This is a genomic window from Sporacetigenium sp. TC11 (assembly GCF_058146105.1).
The window spans coordinates 126939-147933 of record NZ_JBYVNY010000008.1 but is presented as its reverse complement, the minus strand read 5'-3'; the positions used below and the strand labels follow the sequence as shown (position 1 = coordinate 147933).

22 protein-coding genes and 1 pseudogene are annotated in these 20995 nt (G+C 30.0%); 19 read left to right on the top strand and 4 right to left on the bottom strand.

The window, feature by feature from the left end; all coding sequences use genetic code 11:
* The 8 genes and pseudogenes from ACUSRV_RS12480 to ACUSRV_RS12445 all read left to right on the top strand — a co-directional run.
* Positions 1-182, top strand: a pseudogene (locus tag ACUSRV_RS12480) (hydroxylamine reductase); the annotation flags it as partial.
* Positions 183-533: 351 nt separating this feature from the next.
* Entirely contained in the window at positions 534-1406 is an 873-nt protein-coding gene (locus ACUSRV_RS12475) for a hypothetical protein (RefSeq protein WP_490142298.1), read from the top strand.
* Positions 1399-2094, top strand: a complete 696-nt coding sequence (locus ACUSRV_RS12470; protein WP_490142297.1) for a polyphosphate polymerase domain-containing protein — start codon at positions 1399-1401, stop codon at positions 2092-2094. Before ACUSRV_RS12475 ends, ACUSRV_RS12470 begins: the two co-directional genes overlap by 8 nt.
* Before the next feature lie 19 nt (positions 2095-2113).
* Positions 2114-2788 (top strand): DUF4956 domain-containing protein, encoded by a 675-nt coding sequence (locus ACUSRV_RS12465; RefSeq protein WP_490142296.1) that lies wholly within the window; start codon positions 2114-2116, stop codon positions 2786-2788.
* Positions 2789-2902: 114 nt separating this feature from the next.
* A complete protein-coding gene (locus ACUSRV_RS12460) occupies positions 2903-4249 on the top strand; it encodes a CotH kinase family protein (RefSeq protein ID WP_490142295.1) in 1347 nt (448 codons plus the stop codon).
* A gap of 14 nt (positions 4250-4263) precedes the next feature.
* Positions 4264-6369: a hypothetical protein gene (locus ACUSRV_RS12455; RefSeq protein WP_490142294.1), complete on the top strand. Its 2106-nt coding sequence runs from the start codon at positions 4264-4266 to the stop codon at positions 6367-6369.
* Between the two features lies 1 nt (position 6370).
* Complete coding sequence (locus ACUSRV_RS12450) at positions 6371-7456, top strand: HEAT repeat domain-containing protein (RefSeq protein WP_490142293.1); 1086 nt, start codon at positions 6371-6373, stop codon at positions 7454-7456.
* Positions 7453-8865 (top strand): glycosyltransferase family 2 protein, encoded by a 1413-nt coding sequence (locus ACUSRV_RS12445; RefSeq protein ID WP_490142292.1) that lies wholly within the window; start codon positions 7453-7455, stop codon positions 8863-8865. Before ACUSRV_RS12450 ends, ACUSRV_RS12445 begins: the two co-directional genes overlap by 4 nt.
* A 159-nt stretch (positions 8866-9024) precedes the next feature.
* On the opposite strand, the gene ACUSRV_RS12440 is transcribed toward ACUSRV_RS12445, so the two are convergent.
* Entirely contained in the window at positions 9025-9942 is a 918-nt protein-coding gene (locus ACUSRV_RS12440; protein WP_490142291.1) for a DUF2935 domain-containing protein, read from the bottom strand.
* 201 nt (positions 9943-10143) lie between these two features.
* Between ACUSRV_RS12440 and ACUSRV_RS12435 the strand changes: the two genes are divergently transcribed.
* From ACUSRV_RS12435 to ACUSRV_RS12415, 5 genes are all read left to right on the top strand, one after another.
* Entirely contained in the window at positions 10144-10479 is a 336-nt protein-coding gene (locus ACUSRV_RS12435) for a hypothetical protein (protein ID WP_490142290.1), read from the top strand.
* 280 nt (positions 10480-10759) lie between these two features.
* A complete protein-coding gene (locus ACUSRV_RS12430) occupies positions 10760-11053 on the top strand; it encodes a hypothetical protein (protein ID WP_490142289.1) in 294 nt (97 codons plus the stop codon).
* Between the two features lie 82 nt (positions 11054-11135).
* Complete coding sequence (locus ACUSRV_RS12425) at positions 11136-11360, top strand: hypothetical protein (RefSeq protein ID WP_490142288.1); 225 nt, start codon at positions 11136-11138, stop codon at positions 11358-11360.
* 178 nt (positions 11361-11538) lie between these two features.
* Positions 11539-12066, top strand: coding sequence for a TetR/AcrR family transcriptional regulator (locus tag ACUSRV_RS12420; RefSeq protein ID WP_490142287.1), 528 nt, complete (start codon positions 11539-11541; stop codon positions 12064-12066).
* Positions 12067-12079: 13 nt separating this feature from the next.
* On the top strand, positions 12080-14500 hold the full coding sequence (locus tag ACUSRV_RS12415; RefSeq protein WP_490142286.1) for an MFS transporter: 2421 nt from the start codon (positions 12080-12082) through the stop codon (positions 14498-14500).
* A 55-nt stretch (positions 14501-14555) separates the two neighbouring features.
* Here the strand turns inward: ACUSRV_RS12415 and ACUSRV_RS12410 are convergent, their stop codons facing one another.
* The 3 genes from ACUSRV_RS12410 to ACUSRV_RS12400 form a co-directional block, all read right to left on the bottom strand.
* Positions 14556-14777, bottom strand: coding sequence for a hypothetical protein (locus ACUSRV_RS12410; RefSeq protein ID WP_490142285.1), 222 nt, complete (start codon positions 14775-14777; stop codon positions 14556-14558).
* A 74-nt stretch (positions 14778-14851) separates the two neighbouring features.
* Positions 14852-16003, bottom strand: coding sequence for an SLC13 family permease (locus tag ACUSRV_RS12405; protein ID WP_490142284.1), 1152 nt, complete (start codon positions 16001-16003; stop codon positions 14852-14854).
* A gap of 161 nt (positions 16004-16164) precedes the next feature.
* Complete coding sequence (locus ACUSRV_RS12400; protein ID WP_490142283.1) at positions 16165-16677, bottom strand: hypothetical protein; 513 nt, start codon at positions 16675-16677, stop codon at positions 16165-16167.
* Between the two features lie 259 nt (positions 16678-16936).
* Here ACUSRV_RS12400 and ACUSRV_RS12395 point away from each other — a divergent pair, with 259 nt between their 5' ends.
* The 6 genes from ACUSRV_RS12395 (at position 16937) to ACUSRV_RS12370 (ending at position 20990) form a co-directional block, all read left to right on the top strand.
* The gene (locus tag ACUSRV_RS12395) at positions 16937-17413 is read left to right on the top strand and encodes a helix-turn-helix domain-containing protein (protein WP_490142282.1); all 477 of its coding nucleotides are present in this window, start codon (positions 16937-16939) and stop codon (positions 17411-17413) included.
* 44 nt (positions 17414-17457) lie between these two features.
* A complete protein-coding gene (locus tag ACUSRV_RS12390; protein WP_490142281.1) occupies positions 17458-18144 on the top strand; it encodes a formylglycine-generating enzyme family protein in 687 nt (228 codons plus the stop codon).
* Between the two features lie 26 nt (positions 18145-18170).
* The gene (locus ACUSRV_RS12385) at positions 18171-18515 is read left to right on the top strand and encodes a DUF4180 domain-containing protein (RefSeq protein WP_490142280.1); all 345 of its coding nucleotides are present in this window, start codon (positions 18171-18173) and stop codon (positions 18513-18515) included.
* 204 nt (positions 18516-18719) lie between these two features.
* On the top strand, positions 18720-19562 hold the full coding sequence (locus ACUSRV_RS12380) for a hypothetical protein (protein ID WP_490142279.1): 843 nt from the start codon (positions 18720-18722) through the stop codon (positions 19560-19562).
* A 25-nt stretch (positions 19563-19587) separates the two neighbouring features.
* A complete protein-coding gene (locus tag ACUSRV_RS12375) occupies positions 19588-20184 on the top strand; it encodes a hypothetical protein (protein ID WP_490142278.1) in 597 nt (198 codons plus the stop codon).
* 77 nt (positions 20185-20261) lie between these two features.
* Positions 20262-20990: a WGR domain-containing protein gene (locus ACUSRV_RS12370; protein ID WP_490142277.1), complete on the top strand. Its 729-nt coding sequence runs from the start codon at positions 20262-20264 to the stop codon at positions 20988-20990.
* Positions 20991-20995 lie beyond the last annotated feature (5 nt).

Below are 20995 nucleotides of genomic sequence, written 5' to 3'. Positions count from 1 at the left end.
CAATACTATTAGGATTATTCAGCTTAGGTGTTAAGAACATGTATGTTGGACCATCAGCTCCAAAATTCATATCACCAGGAGTATTAAAAGTATTACAAGATGTATTTAACCTACAATTAATAAGTGGAGATGCTAAAGCAGATCTTCCAAAAATGTTAGGTGAAGTTAAAGCTAACGCATAATAATTGCCCTCAATAAACTTCATATAAATTTAAAAGAAGAGGCTACCGTTCTGCGGTAGTCTCTTCTTTAGATAGATATCTCATTTTGAGGAAGTACGTTTTGGAATGTAAGTCATATCACGGCAATAGCTTGGATTTTAAGTGGAGTGACTGAGATTTGCGAAAGTTGATGAACTATGTTCATAGAAAGTCTTCAAAAGTCCTGTGTTTAATGATATATTATATTTAGTAATTAATTTGTCAATTGGTAAACGTTTTTGTCGATTGATTCAATCAACTTAAGATATGATTGAACGTGCAAAATCTAATATAAATTTAGGTTAATAAAAGTGAAAACTGAAAGGAGAGATTATGAAAAGGCAAAAAACACTTTTATTTATTGTTTTTGGGGTAATTTGTGTTATAGGTATACTATATTTTTTTCAATTTAAAAATCAAGAAAAAAATGAGATGAAAGCTTTGTTTTCTTGGTCAAGCAATAAAATCACTGAAGATTATTCTGAGTTTTTTGATGTATTAAATACTGGTGAATTTGATACTGTATTTCAGAGCTTATCATCTTCTGTAGAAGAAAACAAACTAATTAGATTTTTGGAATATGCTTCAGATGAAGGGATAGCAGTATATGGGTTAACGGGTACTCCTGAATGGGCTTATGATCCATCAGGGAAAGGAATGATAGAGTATGTTGAAAGAGTAAATCAATTAAATCAAAAACTCCCTAAGGAAGCTTACATAAAAGGGATTGTTATGGATGTCGAACCGTATTTACTTGATGACTATAAAACTAATTCAGAAGCGATTATGAAAAGTTTTGTAGAAGGGTTAAAAGCTACGTATAAAGTGGCTAAAGACAATCAGTTAGAATTTATTGTTTGCATTCCTTATTATTATGACACATTTGGTTTTGAGAAAGAATTAGAAATGATAATAGGAGAAGCTTCAGATCAAGTGGCAGTAATGAATTATTATCTTGATAAAGAAATTCCTCATATTGAGACAGAAGCAAAATACAGTTCAAAATATAATAAAGGAATTATCAATATATATGAACTGCAACCACCTGGAAAATACGGGTTAACAGAGAAAAATACATATTACAATCATGGGTTAGCAAAAATAAGTGACAACTTCAAACGGCTAAAAGAATATTACAAACACCAATATATCAATATAGCTTATCATGAGTATCACTCTTATAAGGAGATTATGTTTAATGAATGAAGTATTTCGAATGGAAAAGAAATTTCTAATTAACCAACAACAATACTATGAACTTAGTAATTATTTGTCAAAAGTGATGATTTTAGATTCGAATAGTAATGGAGAAGGATATACCATTAGATCTTTATATTTTGATTCTTTGGATGACCGTGATTTTCACGAAAAAAGTGAAGGCATTGAGATAAGAAGAAAAATACGACTTCGAACATACATGAATAATCCTGAATTTGGCTTATTAGAAATGAAAAAAAAGCAAGGGGATAGACAGAAAAAAACCTCACTTAGGTTGTCGGTTGCAGAAAGTAGAGCGTTGATTAAAGGTAAAACAAACATTCTTTTAAATCAACAGAGTCATTTTGCTGAAGATTGTTATGGTATGATGATGATGCATAATTACCAGCCAAAATCGGTAGTTACATATGAAAGGAAAGCATTTATTGCAAAAGAAAATAAAATTCGTGTAACCTTCGATCGCAATATAAGAGGAACAGAGAGTAATTATGATATCTTCTCAAATAAACTCAATGAAAATTATTTTCTTGACCCTTCTTTGGTTGTACTAGAAGTTAAATATAATGGATTTTTATTAAGTTATATAAAAGATTTATTAATTCAAGTAGAAAAAAACGAGTTATCTGTAAGCAAGTATAGTTTAAGTCGTACAATTAGTAAACATGTATTATTTTAATGGTAAGGGGTGAATGGAAATGAAAGATGTGCTATTTCAATTAATCGAACAATCCGGGTCTTTGAGTCCAAGGGAAATTATTTTAAACATTTTATTTGCAACTTTACTAGCTATTGCTATTTATATATCTTATTGGTACACACATGTTGGCACAGCCTATAGCAAAAAATTCAATGTGTCCTTAGTTACCCTAACAATTTTGACTGCTACTGTAATGACCGTTATTGGGAATAACATTGCATTATCTTTGGGTATGGTGGGAGCTTTATCTATAGTAAGATTTAGAACTGCAATAAAAGACTCAAGAGATACTACCTATATTTTTTGGGCAATTATTGTGGGAATAAGTTCAGGTGCCAGAGATTATTTTGTTGCAAGTTTTGGTAGTGTTGTTGTATTTGTCATTTTACTAATTCTAGGTCGAGTAAAAAATGAAAATCGAATTTTACTAATCATAAGAGGTAGTAGAGCTAAAGAGATGGAAATCGAAGGAATTGTATTTAAGTATTTTAATAAAAAAGCTTTTTTACGTGTGAAAAATACGACTAAAGAAGATATAGAACTAATCTATGAACTTTCTAGGAAAATTTATCAAGATGCAACGAAAAATAATCAATCGATTACTGAACAAATCTATAAATTAGGTGATATTGAGTATGTTAATATTATTACACAAAGTGATGAAATTAGTTAACGAACAATGAAACATCGAATATTATTTTTATGTATGATCATAGTCGTATTGTTCGGTTCTATATTAATATATACATTTGAGAGAGATTATTTATATCCTAGAGTTCATCAACATATGTCATATCCTGCCGAAGAGGAATATTCAATAGATAAAGGGAAATTCGTTACACATTTACCATTAATAAATATAGATACAGGGAATAAAAAAGTTCCTGGAACACCAATTTTAGGTATGCAAGGAACTTATGAACTGACACCAGAGAAAGAAGAGTATGTGCAATCTGATATTTCATTAAAGGATACACCCAATGAAACACCTCAGTCTTTTATTGCTAACATATCTTATCGCGGAAACTCTTCACGTTATTTTGATAAGAAATCTTATTCAATTCGAATAATAAATAAAGATGGAGAGGAAAAAAAAGAATCGTTACTGGGTATGGAGGCTCACGATGAGTGGATATTAAATGGTCCTTTTCTCGATAGGAGTTTAATAAGAAACTATATGGCAATGAATTTAGCTGGTACAATAATGAGTTATGCACCTGATGTCCGATTTGTCGAACTAAAAGTAAATGGTGAATATCAAGGTCTTTATGTTTTAATGGAGACCATTTCAAAAGGTGAGGGAAGAGTAGAAATCAAAACACCTTATAAAAACAACAACTTAACAAGTTATATTGTGGAATTAGATCGTTCTCTAAAAATGGATACTCACCTGAAACTTAATGATTTCTTATATTATACACTTAGAACCAAATCTCAGGCTTTTGAATTGGTATACCCAGGGGTTAATCAATATACTGAAGAGCGCTTTACTTATGTTGAACAAGACTTCAGTCAAATAATGAAGTCTATATATAATCGTCCTATTAACAATAGTTTTGACGGAATAAACAGTTTGATAAATGTAAGAGCTTTCCAAGATTACTTTATAATAAATGAATTGTTTAGAAATGCCGATGCAGGATATTACTCTACTTTTTACTATAAAGATGTCCGAGGATTATTAACTCCAGTAGTTTGGGATTTTAATAATGCATTAGATAATTATCAAGAAGCAGCACTTAGTCCTGATGGATTTACTTTAACTAGAGCAGTTTTGTATGAAAGTCTGCTAAAAGATCCTGATTTTGTTGAAGGACTAATTCATCGGTACGATAGTTTGCGAAAGACCGTATTAAAGGAAGAACGGTTAATAGAGTATATTGATGATACCGTCAATTACTTAGGCAGTTCTATTGAAAGAAATGATCAAACATGGGGATATGTTTATGACTTATCCAACTATAATGACTTTAATTATTTACAACCACTAGAAAGAAATGTATCAAGTCAACAAGAAGCTGTGGAGCAATTGTCTTCATACTTAATTGAGCGTGGAAAATGGCTTGATAAATATATTCATACACTAAAACAATATAGTCATCCATCTAGAAATGCACATGAGATGGTTAACTAGAAGGGAAGGACAGCGTGAAAAAGTTTATCATTTCCAGTGTTTTGATAATCTTATCTATCTTTACGATTGGTTATTTGTATTATGTTAAAGGAATATATTTACCAACATCAAAAGGTGATAATATTAGTGTCCCTTACAGAATCGAACAGAAGCTCTATACTAAACAAGTAGCTAACAAACATTATGAGCCTATTGAAATTAAAGGAGTAGATGTTGGTTCAACGAAAGCGTTTCATCAAGCAAAAGATTTTAAGATTGATGTAGATACATGGCTTAAGTGGTTTAGAGATATACAAGCAATGGGTGCAAACACGATTAAAATCAATACAATTTATAATGCAGCATTTTATGAAGCTTTATATAAGTTCAATTCAGTATCTGAAGAACCCTTATATCTTTTACAAGGAATTAGGGTTGCAGATAATGCAGGACAGTGGAGCAAAGATGCATACGATAAAGACTTTATTGAAAGATTAAAGCTTGATGCATTAAAAGCAGTTGATGTAATCCATGGAAGAAAGATAAGTATCAATAATAGTGTAAATGGGAATGGATTTTATAGATATGATATTTCTCAATGGGTTGTAGGATATTTAGTAGGTGAGGATTGGCATCCTGACGTTATCGCCTATACCAACGAGAAGGAAGGTAATCCGACTACATTTACTGGAGAGTACTTTTATACACAAGGTGCTAATAGATTTGAAGTGGTAATGGCTCAGGTAATGGAAAAATTGGTTAAGTATGAGACAAAAAAATACAATCAGCAACGGCCTATCAGTTTCTTGAATACATTTTTATCTGATCCATTTGAATATAAAATTAAATATGCTGAATATGCTGGAAAATATAATCAATTAGATATAGAACACATCCATACAAGTGAAAAAAATGCAGCTGGATTGTATGCAGCCTATAAATATGATAAACCTAATGAATCAATTTTAACGATGTTAGAAGACAATGCTCAAAATCGTGATATTCTTCTTAAGGGTGAAGTTTCGAATTATTTAACATTACTGGAAAATTATCATAAAAAGCCTATTGTAATTGTACATTTCAATATTCCGAGTGTTAGGGCAAGTAACCAAAATGAAATCCGGTTATCTGAGAAAGAACAAGGGATTCAAATTATCGAAAAGTTAAAGACTTTTAAAGAAGCAAAAATTAATCACGCTATTATTAATTCTTGGCAAGATACTTGGTACCTTAGAACTTGGAATACAGCTTATGCTGTGAATCCAAATATTTCTAATTTATGGCATGATGCACAAACAGAAACCCAACATTATGGGTTAATGACTTTTGAACCATATCGTTCTAATACCTTAATGAGAGTAGATGGAAACCTATCAGATTGGGAAGATGTGGAACCTATAGTGGAAGATGACTACACTTTATCAATAACCTCAGATCATGCTTATATGTATTTTTTAATACAAAAAGATAATATACGGTCTGAAGAATTTTTTATTGGTATGGATTTTTTAGATGAATTAGGATCAACGAACCCTAAGAATCATGTATTCAAATTTAATAGACCAATAGATTTTTTATTGCATGTAAATGGGGAAGAAAATACAGAAATTTTTGTACATGAGCGCTATAACAGTCTAAGGCAAAACTTTCTGGAACGTTTAACAAATGAAAATCCTTATATCAACTATCCTAAAAAGGATAGTACTAGGTTTGTGCCAATTCAAATGATAAGAAGAAATCCTGAAGTTTTAAATAAGATTCTTGAAGATGATGAAAAGATTAAAAGTTATGAAACTTTTAATACGGGAAAATTAATCCATGGTGATGGTAATCCGACTCATATGGATTATAACTCTTGTGCTGACTTTTCATATGGACAAGATATGGTAGAAATTCGCATACCTTATTTTTTATTGAATTTCTATGATCCTATAGATAGAATGATTCACAAGGACTATTATGAGAATTATGGTGTAGAACCTAAAAAAATAAATCAGTTTTTTGTTGGAATAGCTTCAAATGAGGACAAAACTTTTAATCTTCATAATGCACCTTTAAACTCTTTAGAGAGAGAAGTTAAAGTAAATGAACGATTAAAAGATTCATATTATGAAGTGAAAATGTATTGGGGAGATAAATAATATGATTGTTAATATCATTCTTTATATTTACTTTTTCATTTGTATGTTAATACTTTTATACACCATAGGCTATATTTTTTATAATTCATATCAAATAAAATTAGTTGAAAATAAAATAATTGATTATCAGAAAAAAATTAAGAAAGAAATACAAAGTATCAAAGATGGTAAAGAATTAGATAAGATGTATGTCAAAAAACTGAAACAGAAATTGAAAAAATCTTCAGAATTAGTGTGCTTCCAAAGGTCATTGGAAAATCTTGAGAAAGAAAACGAATCTACCCAGATATACATTAAAGAATTAGAAGATGTCATAGAATATTTAGCTTGGTCATACTCGAAAAAAGAAAATATGCAAAAAGCTTATTTTGCTCATTTTTTTGCACAATTCAATTATGGGCTTTGGACAAAAGAAAGTTTTTTATACATTTTTATTAGTTACTTAGATAATTCAAGCATTTATGTAAGAGAAAATGTTTTACATGCTATGTATTCAAGTGGGAAAGAGCAATGGGTAATAAAGATTTTCCAACTATTATCTGATGAACAATGGTTTCATCATTTTAAGTTGATAGGGGATGGGTTAATGGAATATCCTGGTGATAAGGAAAAATTAGCACAATCCTTATGGATTTCTCATAATAATTTTTCTAATAGTATCCAACATGGTATGGTGATGTTTATTACACAAGTGTCAGATCAATTCAAAGAGATTTTTTTAGAGGAAATGCAAAAGCCAACAACTGACTTTGAGTTGAGATTAAGCTATATTCGTTATTTCAGAAAATATTGGTACGCACCAGCTGAATCAGTTCTATGTCATTTTTTACTTGACCAAACCGATGAAGTTGAATTAAGGATTGTATCTGCTAGAACATTGGGAGCATATGAGTCGAACAAAACTATTCACGCGTTAAAAAATGCTTTGAGTGATACAAATTGGTATGTTCGATTTAATGCTAGTGAGTCTTTGGTTGACTTAAAAGCTTCTTCAGAAGACTTGAAAGAGGTTTTTGATGGGGAAGATAAATATGCCAAAGAGATAATTCAGTATCGAATGAAGAAGAGGGTGAGAGTAAGCGCATGATTACTATATTCCTAGAGTATTTAGTACAAAAATTCGGCTACATTTTTCTTCTTTACATGATTGCTTATACAACTTATCTGTTTTTTACTGTATTTTACGGGGCTATTCGTTTATATGTGCAAGATCGAATGCATCGATTACATAATGAAATAAAGCACAAATATTATGTGCCTGTTTCTATTTTAATACCAGCTTACAATGAAGAAGTCACAATTGTAGATACCATTAAAAGTCTTTTGAATTTAGACTATAAACTCTATGAGATAGTTATTGTAGATGATGGATCTTCAGACAATACTACAAATTTGATTGTAGAGGCCTTTGAAATGAGGAAAACGCAACGTCCTATTCATAAAAGAATTCCTACGGAAAAAGTGCACTCCATATACGAGACTACAATCAAGAACATCACCATTACTCTAGTAAAAAAGAGTAATGGGGGAAAAGGAGATGCGCTAAACGCTGGAATAAATGTTTCAAAGTTTCCTTATTTCGTTAGTATTGATGCAGATTCCTTATTACAAGGTGATTCCTTAGAAAAAATTGTTCAGCCAGTATTAAGAGATGAAAAAATCATTGCAGTGGGTGGATTGATAAGAGTTGCGCAGAGCGTCCAAATGAAAAATGGTAAAGTAATGGACTACAGAGTTCCTTGGAATCCTATTATTGGGATGCAAGTTGTAGAATATGATCGTTCTTTTTTGGCTTCAAGAATTCTATTAGATCAATTTAATGCTAACTTGATTATATCTGGTGCTTTTGGATTGTTCAAAAAAGACATTGTTATTGCTGTAGGAGGTTACAGTACAGATACACTTGGAGAAGATATGGAATTGGTAATGAGACTAAATACGTTTTGTGTAAATAATAATAGAAAATGTCGCTTAGCCTATGAACCGCATGCCATTTGTTGGAGTCAATCTCCTTCCTCAATAAAAGATATCATAACACAAAGAAGAAGATGGTATATTGGTTTGTTCCAATCGTTATTTGGTTACCGTCAAATGATGCTTGTATTTAAATCTGGTATTTCCCGAGCTTTTGCTTATATCTATTATTTAATTTTTGAGTTATTGGCTCCATTTATTGAAGTAGCAGGATTATTAAATATTGTATTAGCTTGGTATTTAAATGTTTTATACGTACCTTACATGATTAAACTTATGCTTATTTATACAGCTTATAATATAATTCTTTCAATGACTGCCTTTTTTCAAAGAATATATACCCAAGGAATACGACTTCATTTACTAGATGTATTAAAAGCTTTAATCATGGTAATTCTAGAAACTGCCTTTTATCGTTATGTCTTATCATTTATTCGTGTCACTTCTTTAATTGGTTACCGAAAAAGAAAGAATGATTGGGGTAAAATTATACGGACTAAGCAAGGTTATGTTGAAAATTGAACCGGTTTATCTTAACTTTTAGCAACTAAGGTCTGATTCCGATATTCCATCGGAGCCAGGCCTTTTAGTTTTCTTGAAACCTTCTTGTATTGTAAAAATATATATATTGATTAACTTTAAAGAAGAGGCCATCAGAAATGATGGTCTCTTCTTTAAAATTTATATCTCAGAATCGTATTTTCTTAGTAACATTAAGAAGTGATTAGATTCTCTTAGTACATGATCTGCTAATAATGGTATAGCTATAGATCTAATTTTACACTCTAACATACCTTCGCTTGCTTGTTTGTTAAAGTCTCTAATTCTCTTAGTTGCTTCTATACTTCTATCCGTAACTACATCAAGTGTACCAGTTCTTTCAGCTGCAGCTAAAGCTTCTCTTCTTAATTCATAGAATTCAGTTGCAAACTCATCGGCTACTTCAATTAAATCTCTTTCAGTAGGATCTAAGAATCCTCTTATAAATTCAGAGTGTTCAGCCATTATTGTATTCCAAAAAGCTTCTTGCTTAAGGGCATCCTCAATTATATTTATATCATCTCTTCTTTGTAATTTTAATAATATATCTAAGAAAAGTTCAGCTTCTCTTCTAATATGGTCTAGTAATAGAGGATAAGTAGTAGTATAAAGCTTACATTCTAAAACAGCATTTAAAGCTTGTGCTTTAAAGTCAATAATATCTTTAACAGCTTCTATAACTTTACAATTTAGTTCAAAAACATCTTTAACTAGCTCTTGGCTACAGTGATTAATATCATGAGGGCAAGCAAGTTGTAGTTCTAATTTAGTTATATTTCTATCTATAGGTACTCCAGTTAAAAACTCAGACATTTTTTCAGCACTTAAAGTGTATTCTGTAACCATATCATTTTTTAGACCAACTACACCCTGACCTAATTTTGCTGCTCTTACAAGAAGATTGCTAAAAGTTTTATTAAACATTATTGCTTGCTCTTTTAAGTCAGCATTTTTTTCAAGAAGAGCACCATCAATAAAATAAGCATGTTCTTTCATAATTCTCAAAAAGAATAAGTTAATATCTAAGGATTGTTTTACAAAATTTCTATCAGATAACATGTGTATCCCCCTTTAATTTTCAAATAACACCTCAATGATATGATATGTTAAATTTATAAAAGTGTGAGTATAAATTAAAAAGAAAAAGTTTTATATTTTTTCTTTATGAAATTAAATAAATACTTTCACCGAAAGTGGAAATTTCTATGGGGAATTTGCATATATTGAAATATAAGTAATAAATTATAAGGGGGTTGTGGTATGAACTTACAAGATATGTTAAATGAAAAGGTACTATTAGTTGTTATAAATAATACAGTTTGCACTACATCAACAGAGGAGCAAATAAAAGAAGCTACATTGTCTGCTTGGAAGATGAATATAAAAAAAGCATTAAACGTTGAGTATGTTGTAGGTATTAAAAATGGAATAGGAGTAAGTTGTTATAAAGTAGATAGAATACAAATAAGAAAAGAAGATGGAAGGGTTATATTTGAAGGTAGTGAAGATTTTTCTCATTTAGTAAAAGGCATTAACTTTAAAGAAATGGGAGTTAGAAAAGGATATAAAGAAATACAGTATATAAACTTCGATTAAACTATAATATCTAGAGTACTTTTGATTAATTAAAGGCACTCTATTTTTTATTGGCTAATAGTATATTAGAAATAGAGAGTTTATAGAATACCAAAAGAATATTGATAGAATAGTATAAGAAGGGTAATAGAGTTGCATAAGAGGGCTAAATAAATACAATATAATGTTGATAGAATATAATAAGAAAATGAAAAGGAGAATAATAATATTAAAAGAATATAAATAAGTAATAAATAGAATAATAGAGATGAATTTAAATAATATAAGGGGGGTGCTATAAATGGTAGTTATAAAAATAAATGAGGTTCCAAATACGAAAAAAGGACTAAAAGATAGAATTAGAAGATCTTGGAGAATAGATAAAAATAGACTATATAATCAAGACACACTTATAGCAGTATATAAAGGGGAGATACTAGAGGTTTATAATATACTATCATATGAAAAGGATATAGTAGATGAGAAAAGAGTAGCTTTTGAATTAGAAGAAATCGAAAGCGAATTAAAAGGTAAAAAGATAGACTATAAAACTGCAAATCCTTGTACAATAGTTGATATATTAACATTTAAATAAGATAGCCTCTTATAAATTACATTACGAAAAGGTACCCTCATTGACATAAGAACATATAATGCCTTAAAGAGGAGGAATAATTATGAGATGGCAACAAAAAATTAGATACTTAATGGGTCAACCAATTGGAATATCGTTTAAGAATGGACAAGGAACATCAGGGATATTATGTAGTGCAGATGGTAAAAAACTTTATGTTATGGAGTATTTATATCAGGCACAGTTTGCTCTAAAACAATATGATTACTCTATGATTAATGATATCAATGGATTTCCACCTTGCAAAAACCAACAACCTTTATATTAAAATTTTGAATTGTTAGTGTGTTCTAAATATCCTCAGACTTAACGACTGAGGGTATTTTTTGTTTTTGGGAACTAACAAAAATAAAAACATCATACCTAATATTGACATATATTTCTATTTAAAATATAATATGAACATAGTTCACGAACAGTGTTCATATTATATTAGGAGGAAAAATGTGCCAAAGATAATCGAAAATATAAAGGAAACTATTTTGCTAAATGGAAAAGAAATGCTTCTTGAGGGAAGCTTTAGTGATTTCAGCATACGCAAGCTTGCGAAAAAGTGCGAGATTGGTACGGGTACCATTTATAATTATTTCGAGAATAAGGAGGTCTTGGTATATCAAATTTTTTTAAGTGACTGGGAAGGTACCATGAAGCTTGCTGATGAAATGAAGGAACAAAAATTACCAATGAAGGATAAGTTACATAGGATATATATATCTTTAGAAACATTTGTAAGCCAATACTTGAGATTCTTTTGGGAAATGGCTGACGGTAGTCAATCAGGTTGTCCTAATATCTACCATGATGAATTTCATAAAAAAATAAAGGATATACTTTTCGCTGAACAAAATCTCGGTAATATAAATACAAATAAAGATATAGATAAATTATCATTCTTTGTTATGTCGAGTATGCTAAATAATATAAAATTAAAATATCTGACCTTTGATGAAATGATGGATTTTATTAAGATTTAGGAGGAGAAGAAGCATGTCGAGGGAAAAACAAAGCAATAGCGTCGACACAAAAAGTAGCCGCAGCCTGTGGTTGATAGCATCAATTTATCTTTTAGGGCTATTTATGGGTGCAATTGATACAGGTATAGTAACTCCTGCCAGAACGATTATTCAAAAAAATCTTATGGTTGATGATAAAACAGGCATTTGGATGATAACAATTTATACACTAGCATACGCAGCAAGTATACCAATTATGGGTAAATTAGCTGACAAATTTGGAAGAAAGTATGTATATTTAACTGCGATTTTCTTATTTGGTATAGGGTCCTTGTTTTGTGGTCTTTCACAGCTTTCGGGAAGCTTTACAATGCTTCTTGTTGCGCGTGTTGTTCAGGCTATAGGGGGAGGGGGAATAGTTCCAATTGCTACTGCTGAATTTGGAACTACATTTCCTCCCGAAAAACGTGGAATGGCATTAGGGCTTGTAGGTGGAGTATACGGAATTGCCAACATATTTGGTTCATCTGCAGGAAGTGCAATTTTAGATATATTTGGTAAGAATAACTGGCAGTATATATTTTATATAAATATACCAATAACAATATTTATAATAGTCGCAGGTTTAATATCACTGAAGAATAATAAGAGCGACAATGTAAGTAAAATTGATATATTTGGAATTTTACTTCTTGTTTGTATTATACTGTCATTATTATATGGACTTAAAAATATAGACTTCTTTAATTTCAGTGATAGTGTTAAAAGTACATCGGTGTATCCTTTTATAATTACATTTATAGTACTGCTTCCTATTTTTATATTTGCAGAAAAAAGAGCAGAGGACCCGGTGATGAATTTAAGCTATTTTACAAATCCACGAATTGTTGTAACTTTTGTAATTAGCTTTATTACAGGAATTATTTTAATGGGAACGGTATTCATACCTCAATTTTCCGAAAATGCTATGAAAATAGCTTCAGGTAGTGGTGGATACTTCGTTATAATACTTGGTTTATTTGCAGGAGTGGGTGCACCATTTTCTGGTAAACTTATTGATAAATATGGAGCTAAAAGTATACTAATGCTAGGCTTTATGATTTCTGTTGCTGGAGCGGCATTTTTAATACTTGTTACAACTAAACATCCTGGATTAGTAAATGTAGTAATAAGTCTAATGTTAATGGGACTTGGAATGGGATTTACCATAGGTGCTCCTCTGAATTATATGATGCTTGAGAATACTAGACAAGAAGAAGCCAATTCTGCCCTTGCAGCTCTTTCTCTTATAAGATCTATTGGAACAACTATAGCACCTGCAATAATGGTAGGTTTCATTGCACATGCAGGAAGTAACGTACAATCAAATGTAATGGAACTTTTACCAAAAGAAGTTACTGTATCACAACTGCCATATGCACAAGAGTTGACAGAAAGAATGGATAAAATTAAGTCAGATCCAAACATGAAGGATAAACTAGATGGTGTAGAATTCCCTGATATTTCTTCAATGACAAAAATAGAAATTAACATGGAGGGCGATGGAAGCAACAAGATGAGTGATGATTTGGTTGAACTGATGAAGACTGCCGATGTAACAAATATTACTGAAAGAATAAAAACTCTTTCAACTGAAATGTTTAATGAAAATACTCCAGAAGTAATAGCTGAAATTCAAAATGGTATTCAAAAGGGTATAGACGGTATTCAATCTGGTATACCTGAAATGGATAAAAGCATTACAGAGCTTAAATCAGGTGTTGCTGGAGTGACTAATGGTATAAATGGAATGAAAAAGGCAGTTGCCGGAATGGATACAGGAATAGCAGGGATGAAAAAGGCTATTTCATCACAGGAAGAGGGAATTAAACAGCTTAATGCTCTTTATGATCAGATGACAAAAATGATGAATCAAGGAATGGAACAAGGAACAAATGCTGCCCAAGGTAACTCAGGTGGAGCCCCTTCCGTTATTGATATGATTCCTGATGATGTAAAATCAAAGATTCCTGCAAATGTATTAGAACAACTTAAGGATGTTAGAACTCCTGCAGATATAAAGACTAAGATAGGTGAACTTACAAAAGCAAAGAATACCTTGAGTTTGGAACTTAAAAAGCTTGAGAAAAAACGCAGTGAAATGCTTTCTAAAATTGATGTGACAGAAGCTAAACGTAAGGAGATGTTAACTGCAATTTCCTCAATAGAGTCAGCCAAAGCAGATATGAATGATACTATAAGTAAGATGAGAGTTTTGAAAGATGCTATACCAAAGAGCTTTGAAGAAGCAAATAACAACTACCTTGCAGAGATAGATAAGCTTGCTCCTAAAATCGAATCAGAATTCCAAAAAACATTGAATGAAGGCTTCAGACAGGTTTATTTAGCTACTGGTATTGCTGGGCTTGTCGCAATGATTATACTTACTTTCTACAGAAAAAAAGAAATATACTAAAGCTTTATATTAATCAACAAAGTAAAAAGGAATTGAAAACAAGCATTAGGTACATCTAATGCTTGTTTTCAAATAACCTAATTCTTAAGCTTTCCTTATAATCTCTTATCTTAGATATACGATCATTTTCAGTATAAGTCCCTATTAATATTAAAGAAAGACCTACTCCCCCACATAACCCTTCAATAAAATCTGGCAATAAATCAAATTGATTTGAAATTAGATACAGTGCATTAAAAAATAGTCCAAAACAAAGATAATTGATAAATTTTTTCATATATATCACCCCATATAACATTATATTCAGTATATGAAATTTTGATATAAAACTATGTAATTTAGTCATTAAAACTATATTACAAATAAGTATATAAAAGGAATTATAATAATGAGACCTAATGTATTATAGAAAGTAAATACTCTAAGATACTTATCATTAACTTTTTCAAACTCACTAGTATAAATCTTATAAGAAATGACACTGGCAAGAGATGCTATTAAAGTACCCATACCACCAATATTTACACCAAGCAGTAGTTCCTTAGAGTAGTCAGTAAAACCAGACAAAAGCATAGTAGCAGGGACATTACTAATTACCTGACTACATAAAATAGAAAATATAAAAGTAGATTTACCACTATCCAAGACACCTTCCATAAATATTTTTACACTTTCTAATGTGGACACATTTCCCACAAATATAAAAAATCCTATAAATGTAACCAATAAAGAAAAATCAATCTGTGAAAATAGTTTGTTATTTAGAATTGAAACTATTATAACTGTAACTAAAAAAGTAACCTTATAATCTAATATATGAAAAACAGATAATAGAATTATAAAAAATAGCCCTGTAAATATAATAATATGATTTTTATTTTCAACCTTAATATCATCTAAATTAAGACTTAATTTCATCTTTTTATCTTTAAATATCAAAACCAATAAAAAAACTATAGATAACAAAAGCATTGGCGCTGTTATTCTAAAGAAATCCATAGCACTAAAATTATAATATGAATATATAAATAAGTTTTGAGGATTGCCCATAGGGGCAAAGCTACTTCCAAGATTTGCAGCAAGTGTTTGAAATATCACTATTTTTAAAACATCGATATTAGCCTTTCTTGAAATAACTATACTAAGCGGTACGAAGGTTATTAAAGCAACGTCATTGGTAACTAATATAGATGATACAAAGGTTATAAAAACTAATGATAGCGATATTGAAGTATAGGATCTGCATTTTTTTAATAAACCAATAGCAATGCTATCTAAAACTTTAAGCTCTTTAAATGCAGCTATTACTATCATAAGATTAAATAATAATATAAGTACTTTAAAGTCAATATAAGATAACTTTGGTGTTGAAATAAAGCAACTACAAACAGATAGTAATAATGATATAACTAGTACACACTCTTTCTTCAAAAACTCTACAAAGGAGTTTTGTCTTTGAATTTCTTCTTGTATCGTTATTTGTGCGTTAATATTTTGGTTCATCTTTTTCTCCTCTTTGAAATTTGCCAAATATGATTGTACATCATTATAGTGAACATAGCAATATATTCAAAATAACTGTATAGGTATTAATTAAATAAGGAGTTACTTTAGAAAATCCAAAGTAACTCCGTTTTGTATTGTTAAATAAGATGCTCTTGTTATTACTGAGGAACAAGTTGTTTTATATCTTCAAGGTGCTCTCTAGCATGATTTAACGATTTAAAAAGCCTAGTTGAAGCAGTATATTCTTCTTCAGGAGTATCTGCATTTATATATTCCTTTAATTGAAAAAGAGTTAAATCATATACAGAGGCTATTATTATTTCAAACAATAAAGCTTGTGAATATGTTTCGTTCAACTTAAGTGTTTTATAATCACTTTTCATATTATCAGAAAGATAGCCTATTTCAGTTTGTAAAAACTCAATATCTTTTAAATAGTTTTTTAGTTCTTCTTTTGTTTTACCTTGTTTTGAAGTTACAATAGCTTTAAACAAAAAATCTACTCTACTACCTATATTTGTAAGGTCTTTATAAAGATAATTATAAACTTTTTGTGAACTAGCATCTTGAATTCTAATATATTCATTACTGTATACTACATTAGTATTTAAAGATAAAATTGAAGCACATAGAATGAATATGGATAAAAATGTACATAGTGTTTTTTTCATAGTTGTCTCTCCTTTAATTGTTTTTAATTACATTTTCATCTAGTTAAATTTAACAACCATATATTTAATATGTTTTACTAAATTATAATAAAATATATCTATGCCATAATATACATAAAAAATGTCTTTGGAAATTCAAAAGGTAATGAATATCAATAAATAGCAATAAAATTCAATAAAATACAATTCTATGATTGCATAATGAAAGAAAGTGCATTATAATTTGGTCATAGAGTAATTATGAAAGGATGAAAGTATAATGGGAGAAAGCTTTTATACAATAGATCAAATTGCAGAAATGTTAGGAATGCATCATAAAACTATAAGAAAATTTATAACTGAAGGAAAACTTGGAGCAAGTAAAGTTGGAAAGCAGTGGAGAATTTCAGGACATAACTTAAGTGTTTTTATGGAAAATAATAATGTTCAAATAAACAATGAAAAAAGTGATAAAGAGTTAAGTGTGGATTACGTTACTGGGGGAGAAAAGGCAGAGGATACACAACAGAGAGTAAATGTATCAACTGTTGTTGATATTAGTGAAATTGAAAAGGATGAGTATATAAGAATATCAAATACACTTGTAGCTGTGGCAAATTGCAAAGAACCAGGAATAGGTAAATCTTCAATTCAAGTAAAATATGATGAGAAAGATAAAAGAGTAAGAGTGATCCTCTGGGGAAGTGTAAAATTTATAGAAAATATGTTAAGCACTATTTCAATGCTTGTAGAGTAGGCACGTAGACTATAATATAAAGCATAAATTAGGAGGATATAAAAGTGTCTAATGAAATAAATAGATATGTAGATGAAATGATGGTACAAATTCCAGGGGGAGTAATAGTTTTAAATGACGATAGAATAAAACGTAAATGGAATGTAAATATAAAACCTTTTCTTCTATCTAAGTATCCTGTAACCCAAGATCTATATTTTGAAATTACAAAAGAAGCTCCTTTTTATTTTAAAGGGGATAAAAATCCAGCTGAGAATATTTCATGGAAGGAAGCAATTTATTTTTGTAATTTAATTTCTAGGAAAGAAGGATTAAAGGAATGTTATTCTATAAGTGGTAACGGTGAAGATATAACCTGTGATTGGGAAGCTGACGGATATCGTCTCCCTACTGAAGCAGAGTGGGAATATGCATGTAGAGCAGGAAGCAATGAAGTTAGATATGGAGATATTGATAATACTGCATGGTATAAAGAAAACTCAGATGGCAAAACCCATGAAGTTGGAAAAAAGGAACCGAATCCATGGGGATTGTATGATATGTTAGGAAACGTTTGGGAGTGGTGTTGGGATGTATATGATAAGGAAGTATACGGTTCTTATCGAGTTTTTCGTGGTGGTGGTTGGTGTGACCCTGAAAGGGGTTGTATGGCAATGAATCGCCGCCGTAGTCACCCTACCTTTGGAATAGACGACCTTGGATTTCGCCTTGCAAAGTCTTTAAAGAATTAAGTTTATTTATACATTGGAGGATAATTATGAATATAGATATTATAAAAGAAAATAATGTAGAGATTGCCATTATAAGCAGCAGGGAGATATTGATAACTGATGTTCAATCGGCATTAGATATTATGGCAACGGTTAGTTATGAAACAGGCAGTAATCGTATGATTTTGAATAAGTGTGTAATAAGTGAGGACTTTTTCAAATTAAGAACAGGCCTTGCAGGGGAGATTTTACAAAAATATATTAATTATAAGATGAAAATTGCAATAGTTGGAGACTTTTCTATTTATTCTAGTAAAAGTTTAAAAGATTTCATATATGAGTGTAATAATGGAAAGGATATATTTTCTTGGCAAATGAAAAAGAAGCTATAGAAAAGTTGAGCATTAAATAAATGAGGTTTTTATATTTAGGCTATGTTTTAAATCAATGTTGAAATTTAAGAATTTATAAATAGATTTAATTGCGTTACAAAGAATACTATCTTTAGTATATATTTAAATTATAAATTACTACGTAGTTGTATAAAATGGAGATGTTAGTATAATTAAGAAGTATAAACATGGCGGTGAAAATGAATGGATAATAAAAAAGGATTAGAATATTACTTGCAAGATTTCGCTATTAGAAATGAAACAAATGAAAAATACTTATCGTTAGTACAACCTTCTATCTCAGGCGGTAGAATAACATATAATGATATTGATATATTAAAAAATAAACCAAACATAACGGAAGTGGAGATTAGTGGTTTAACACAAGATACATTTAATTATTTTATAGAAAATTATGGACAACAGCTTAAAGTAATTCATTTTTGGAAATGCCCTCTGGTTTCTGATTTTGCAAAGCTGGAAATGCTTACTGATGTAGAATATCTTTTATTCTTTTGGAATCAAAGAGCTAAACACCTTTGGGATTTATCAAAAAATATTAATCTAAAAGGTATTTCTTTTGACGACTTTACTAGAATGCATACGTTAGAAGAAATTCCTCTTGCACCTGCACTTGAGGAACTATATTTCGGGGATAAAGTATGGAACAAGTATGTTTTGGAGTCTTTAAAACCACTTTCATTTGCGAAAAATCTAAAAACTCTAATATTTTCTGCTAAAAAAGTTATTGATAATGATATAACACCTCTTGCTAAAATTTGTAGTTTGAAAAGGCTAGAGTTTCCAACAAATTTATTTACAACTGAACAAGTGGCTTGGTTAACTGCGAATATAAAAAATGTGAATTCATCCGTACTAGCCCCATATCTAAAACTGGAACAGCCACTTAACTACGATGGAAAAAAGAAAGATATTTTAGTAATTGGTAAAAGAAAGCCTTTTTTAAATTCGCATCAAGATAAGGCAAGGCTTGAAAAGTATGAAAAAGAATTTATGAGTTTGGTGGCTAACTATAGTTTGGAGTAGATAATATATTTATTTGGAGGAATTTATGTTTTCTAAATTATTTAAAAAGAAAAAGCTAAGAATACCAATGGAAATGCAATTAAATAATCTTGAAGAAATAGGTGTCAGTTTAAATTCTGATATTGAAACAAATGAAATTTTTAATGTAGTAGAACGCAAAGATATTGAAAATGAACCCTATATATATCTATTAATAGCATTAGGTAGCGAAATAGAAATATCAGATGGAGAATGGATTTCAATATCTGATGATATATGGTATTTTGATACGGAATGTATTGAGGACAGTGGAATATATGTAGAAATAATAGAAAGACTTATAAAGATGTCTAGAGGATATTTAAGTTTAAATAACATTGAAGACTGTGTTGATATTGATAGTAATAAAGCGTGGATTTCTTTTAATTTTAATGAAAAGTTCTATAGATGGGATTTGGAAATTGACGATGATTGGTTTGATATGACCTTAATACAAAAACTAAATAAGATTCTTTCAGCCTATGAGTACGATAAAAAGTTTGCAGTTTCAGTTGTAGATCAAACATGTTTAATAGGTTTTTTCAATGAAGAGCAGTTAAATAAGATTAATAGATTGACTGGGTTGAAATTTGAATTAGTTTAGTATATCAAATGCTTTATCAATATTAGTTGATGTTAGTATAATTATGAGTAGTAGTTGAGAGTATTAGGAGGAAAGAAATGAAAAGGGCATTTGTATATAAAGATGAAAAATCAGACAAGTTTTGGTGGATTAATTATAAAGGAAATGATTTCGCTGTTAACTATGGAAAGAATGGAACTACAGGAAAATATGAAATTAAGGAATTTGATTCAGAAGAAGAATGTAAAAAGAAAGCTTTAAATCTGATTAATCAAAAGATTAAAAAAGGGTATAAAGAAGTACTAGATTATGATTTTATTAATCGGTACTATTTTGATGATGAAGAAATAGGGCCTCATAGAAAAACTTCTCATCCAAATTTCGTTGCGCATTTTAAGGATGATTTCTACTTCGATTGTGCAGATGAAGAAGCTCCATTTGGGAGTGATGAAGGAAGTGACACGTTAAGTGAATTAGTATCACATATAAAAAAATATGGTAACAACAATATTGCATCATTGCCACAGAAGATTATCGAAGAGTTTTGGGATATGGAATACATGAAGCCAAGTAATATTGACACAGATTTTATAAAAGTACAACTTGATAATGATAATGATAATGAAATACTTATGGTCCAGAGTGACCAGATTATTATTGCTATTGCTCTAGGTCAAATAAAGATTACAGGTACAGTTGACGAAGAACTTAAAAATTTAGCGCTCTTATCATTAAGGAGGTTGAATCTTGTTTCTAAAATTCTTAATTGGGGTTTTTTAGGGTTAATAGATATTATGATTAGAGATATTGAGTCTTTTAGGATATAAAATAA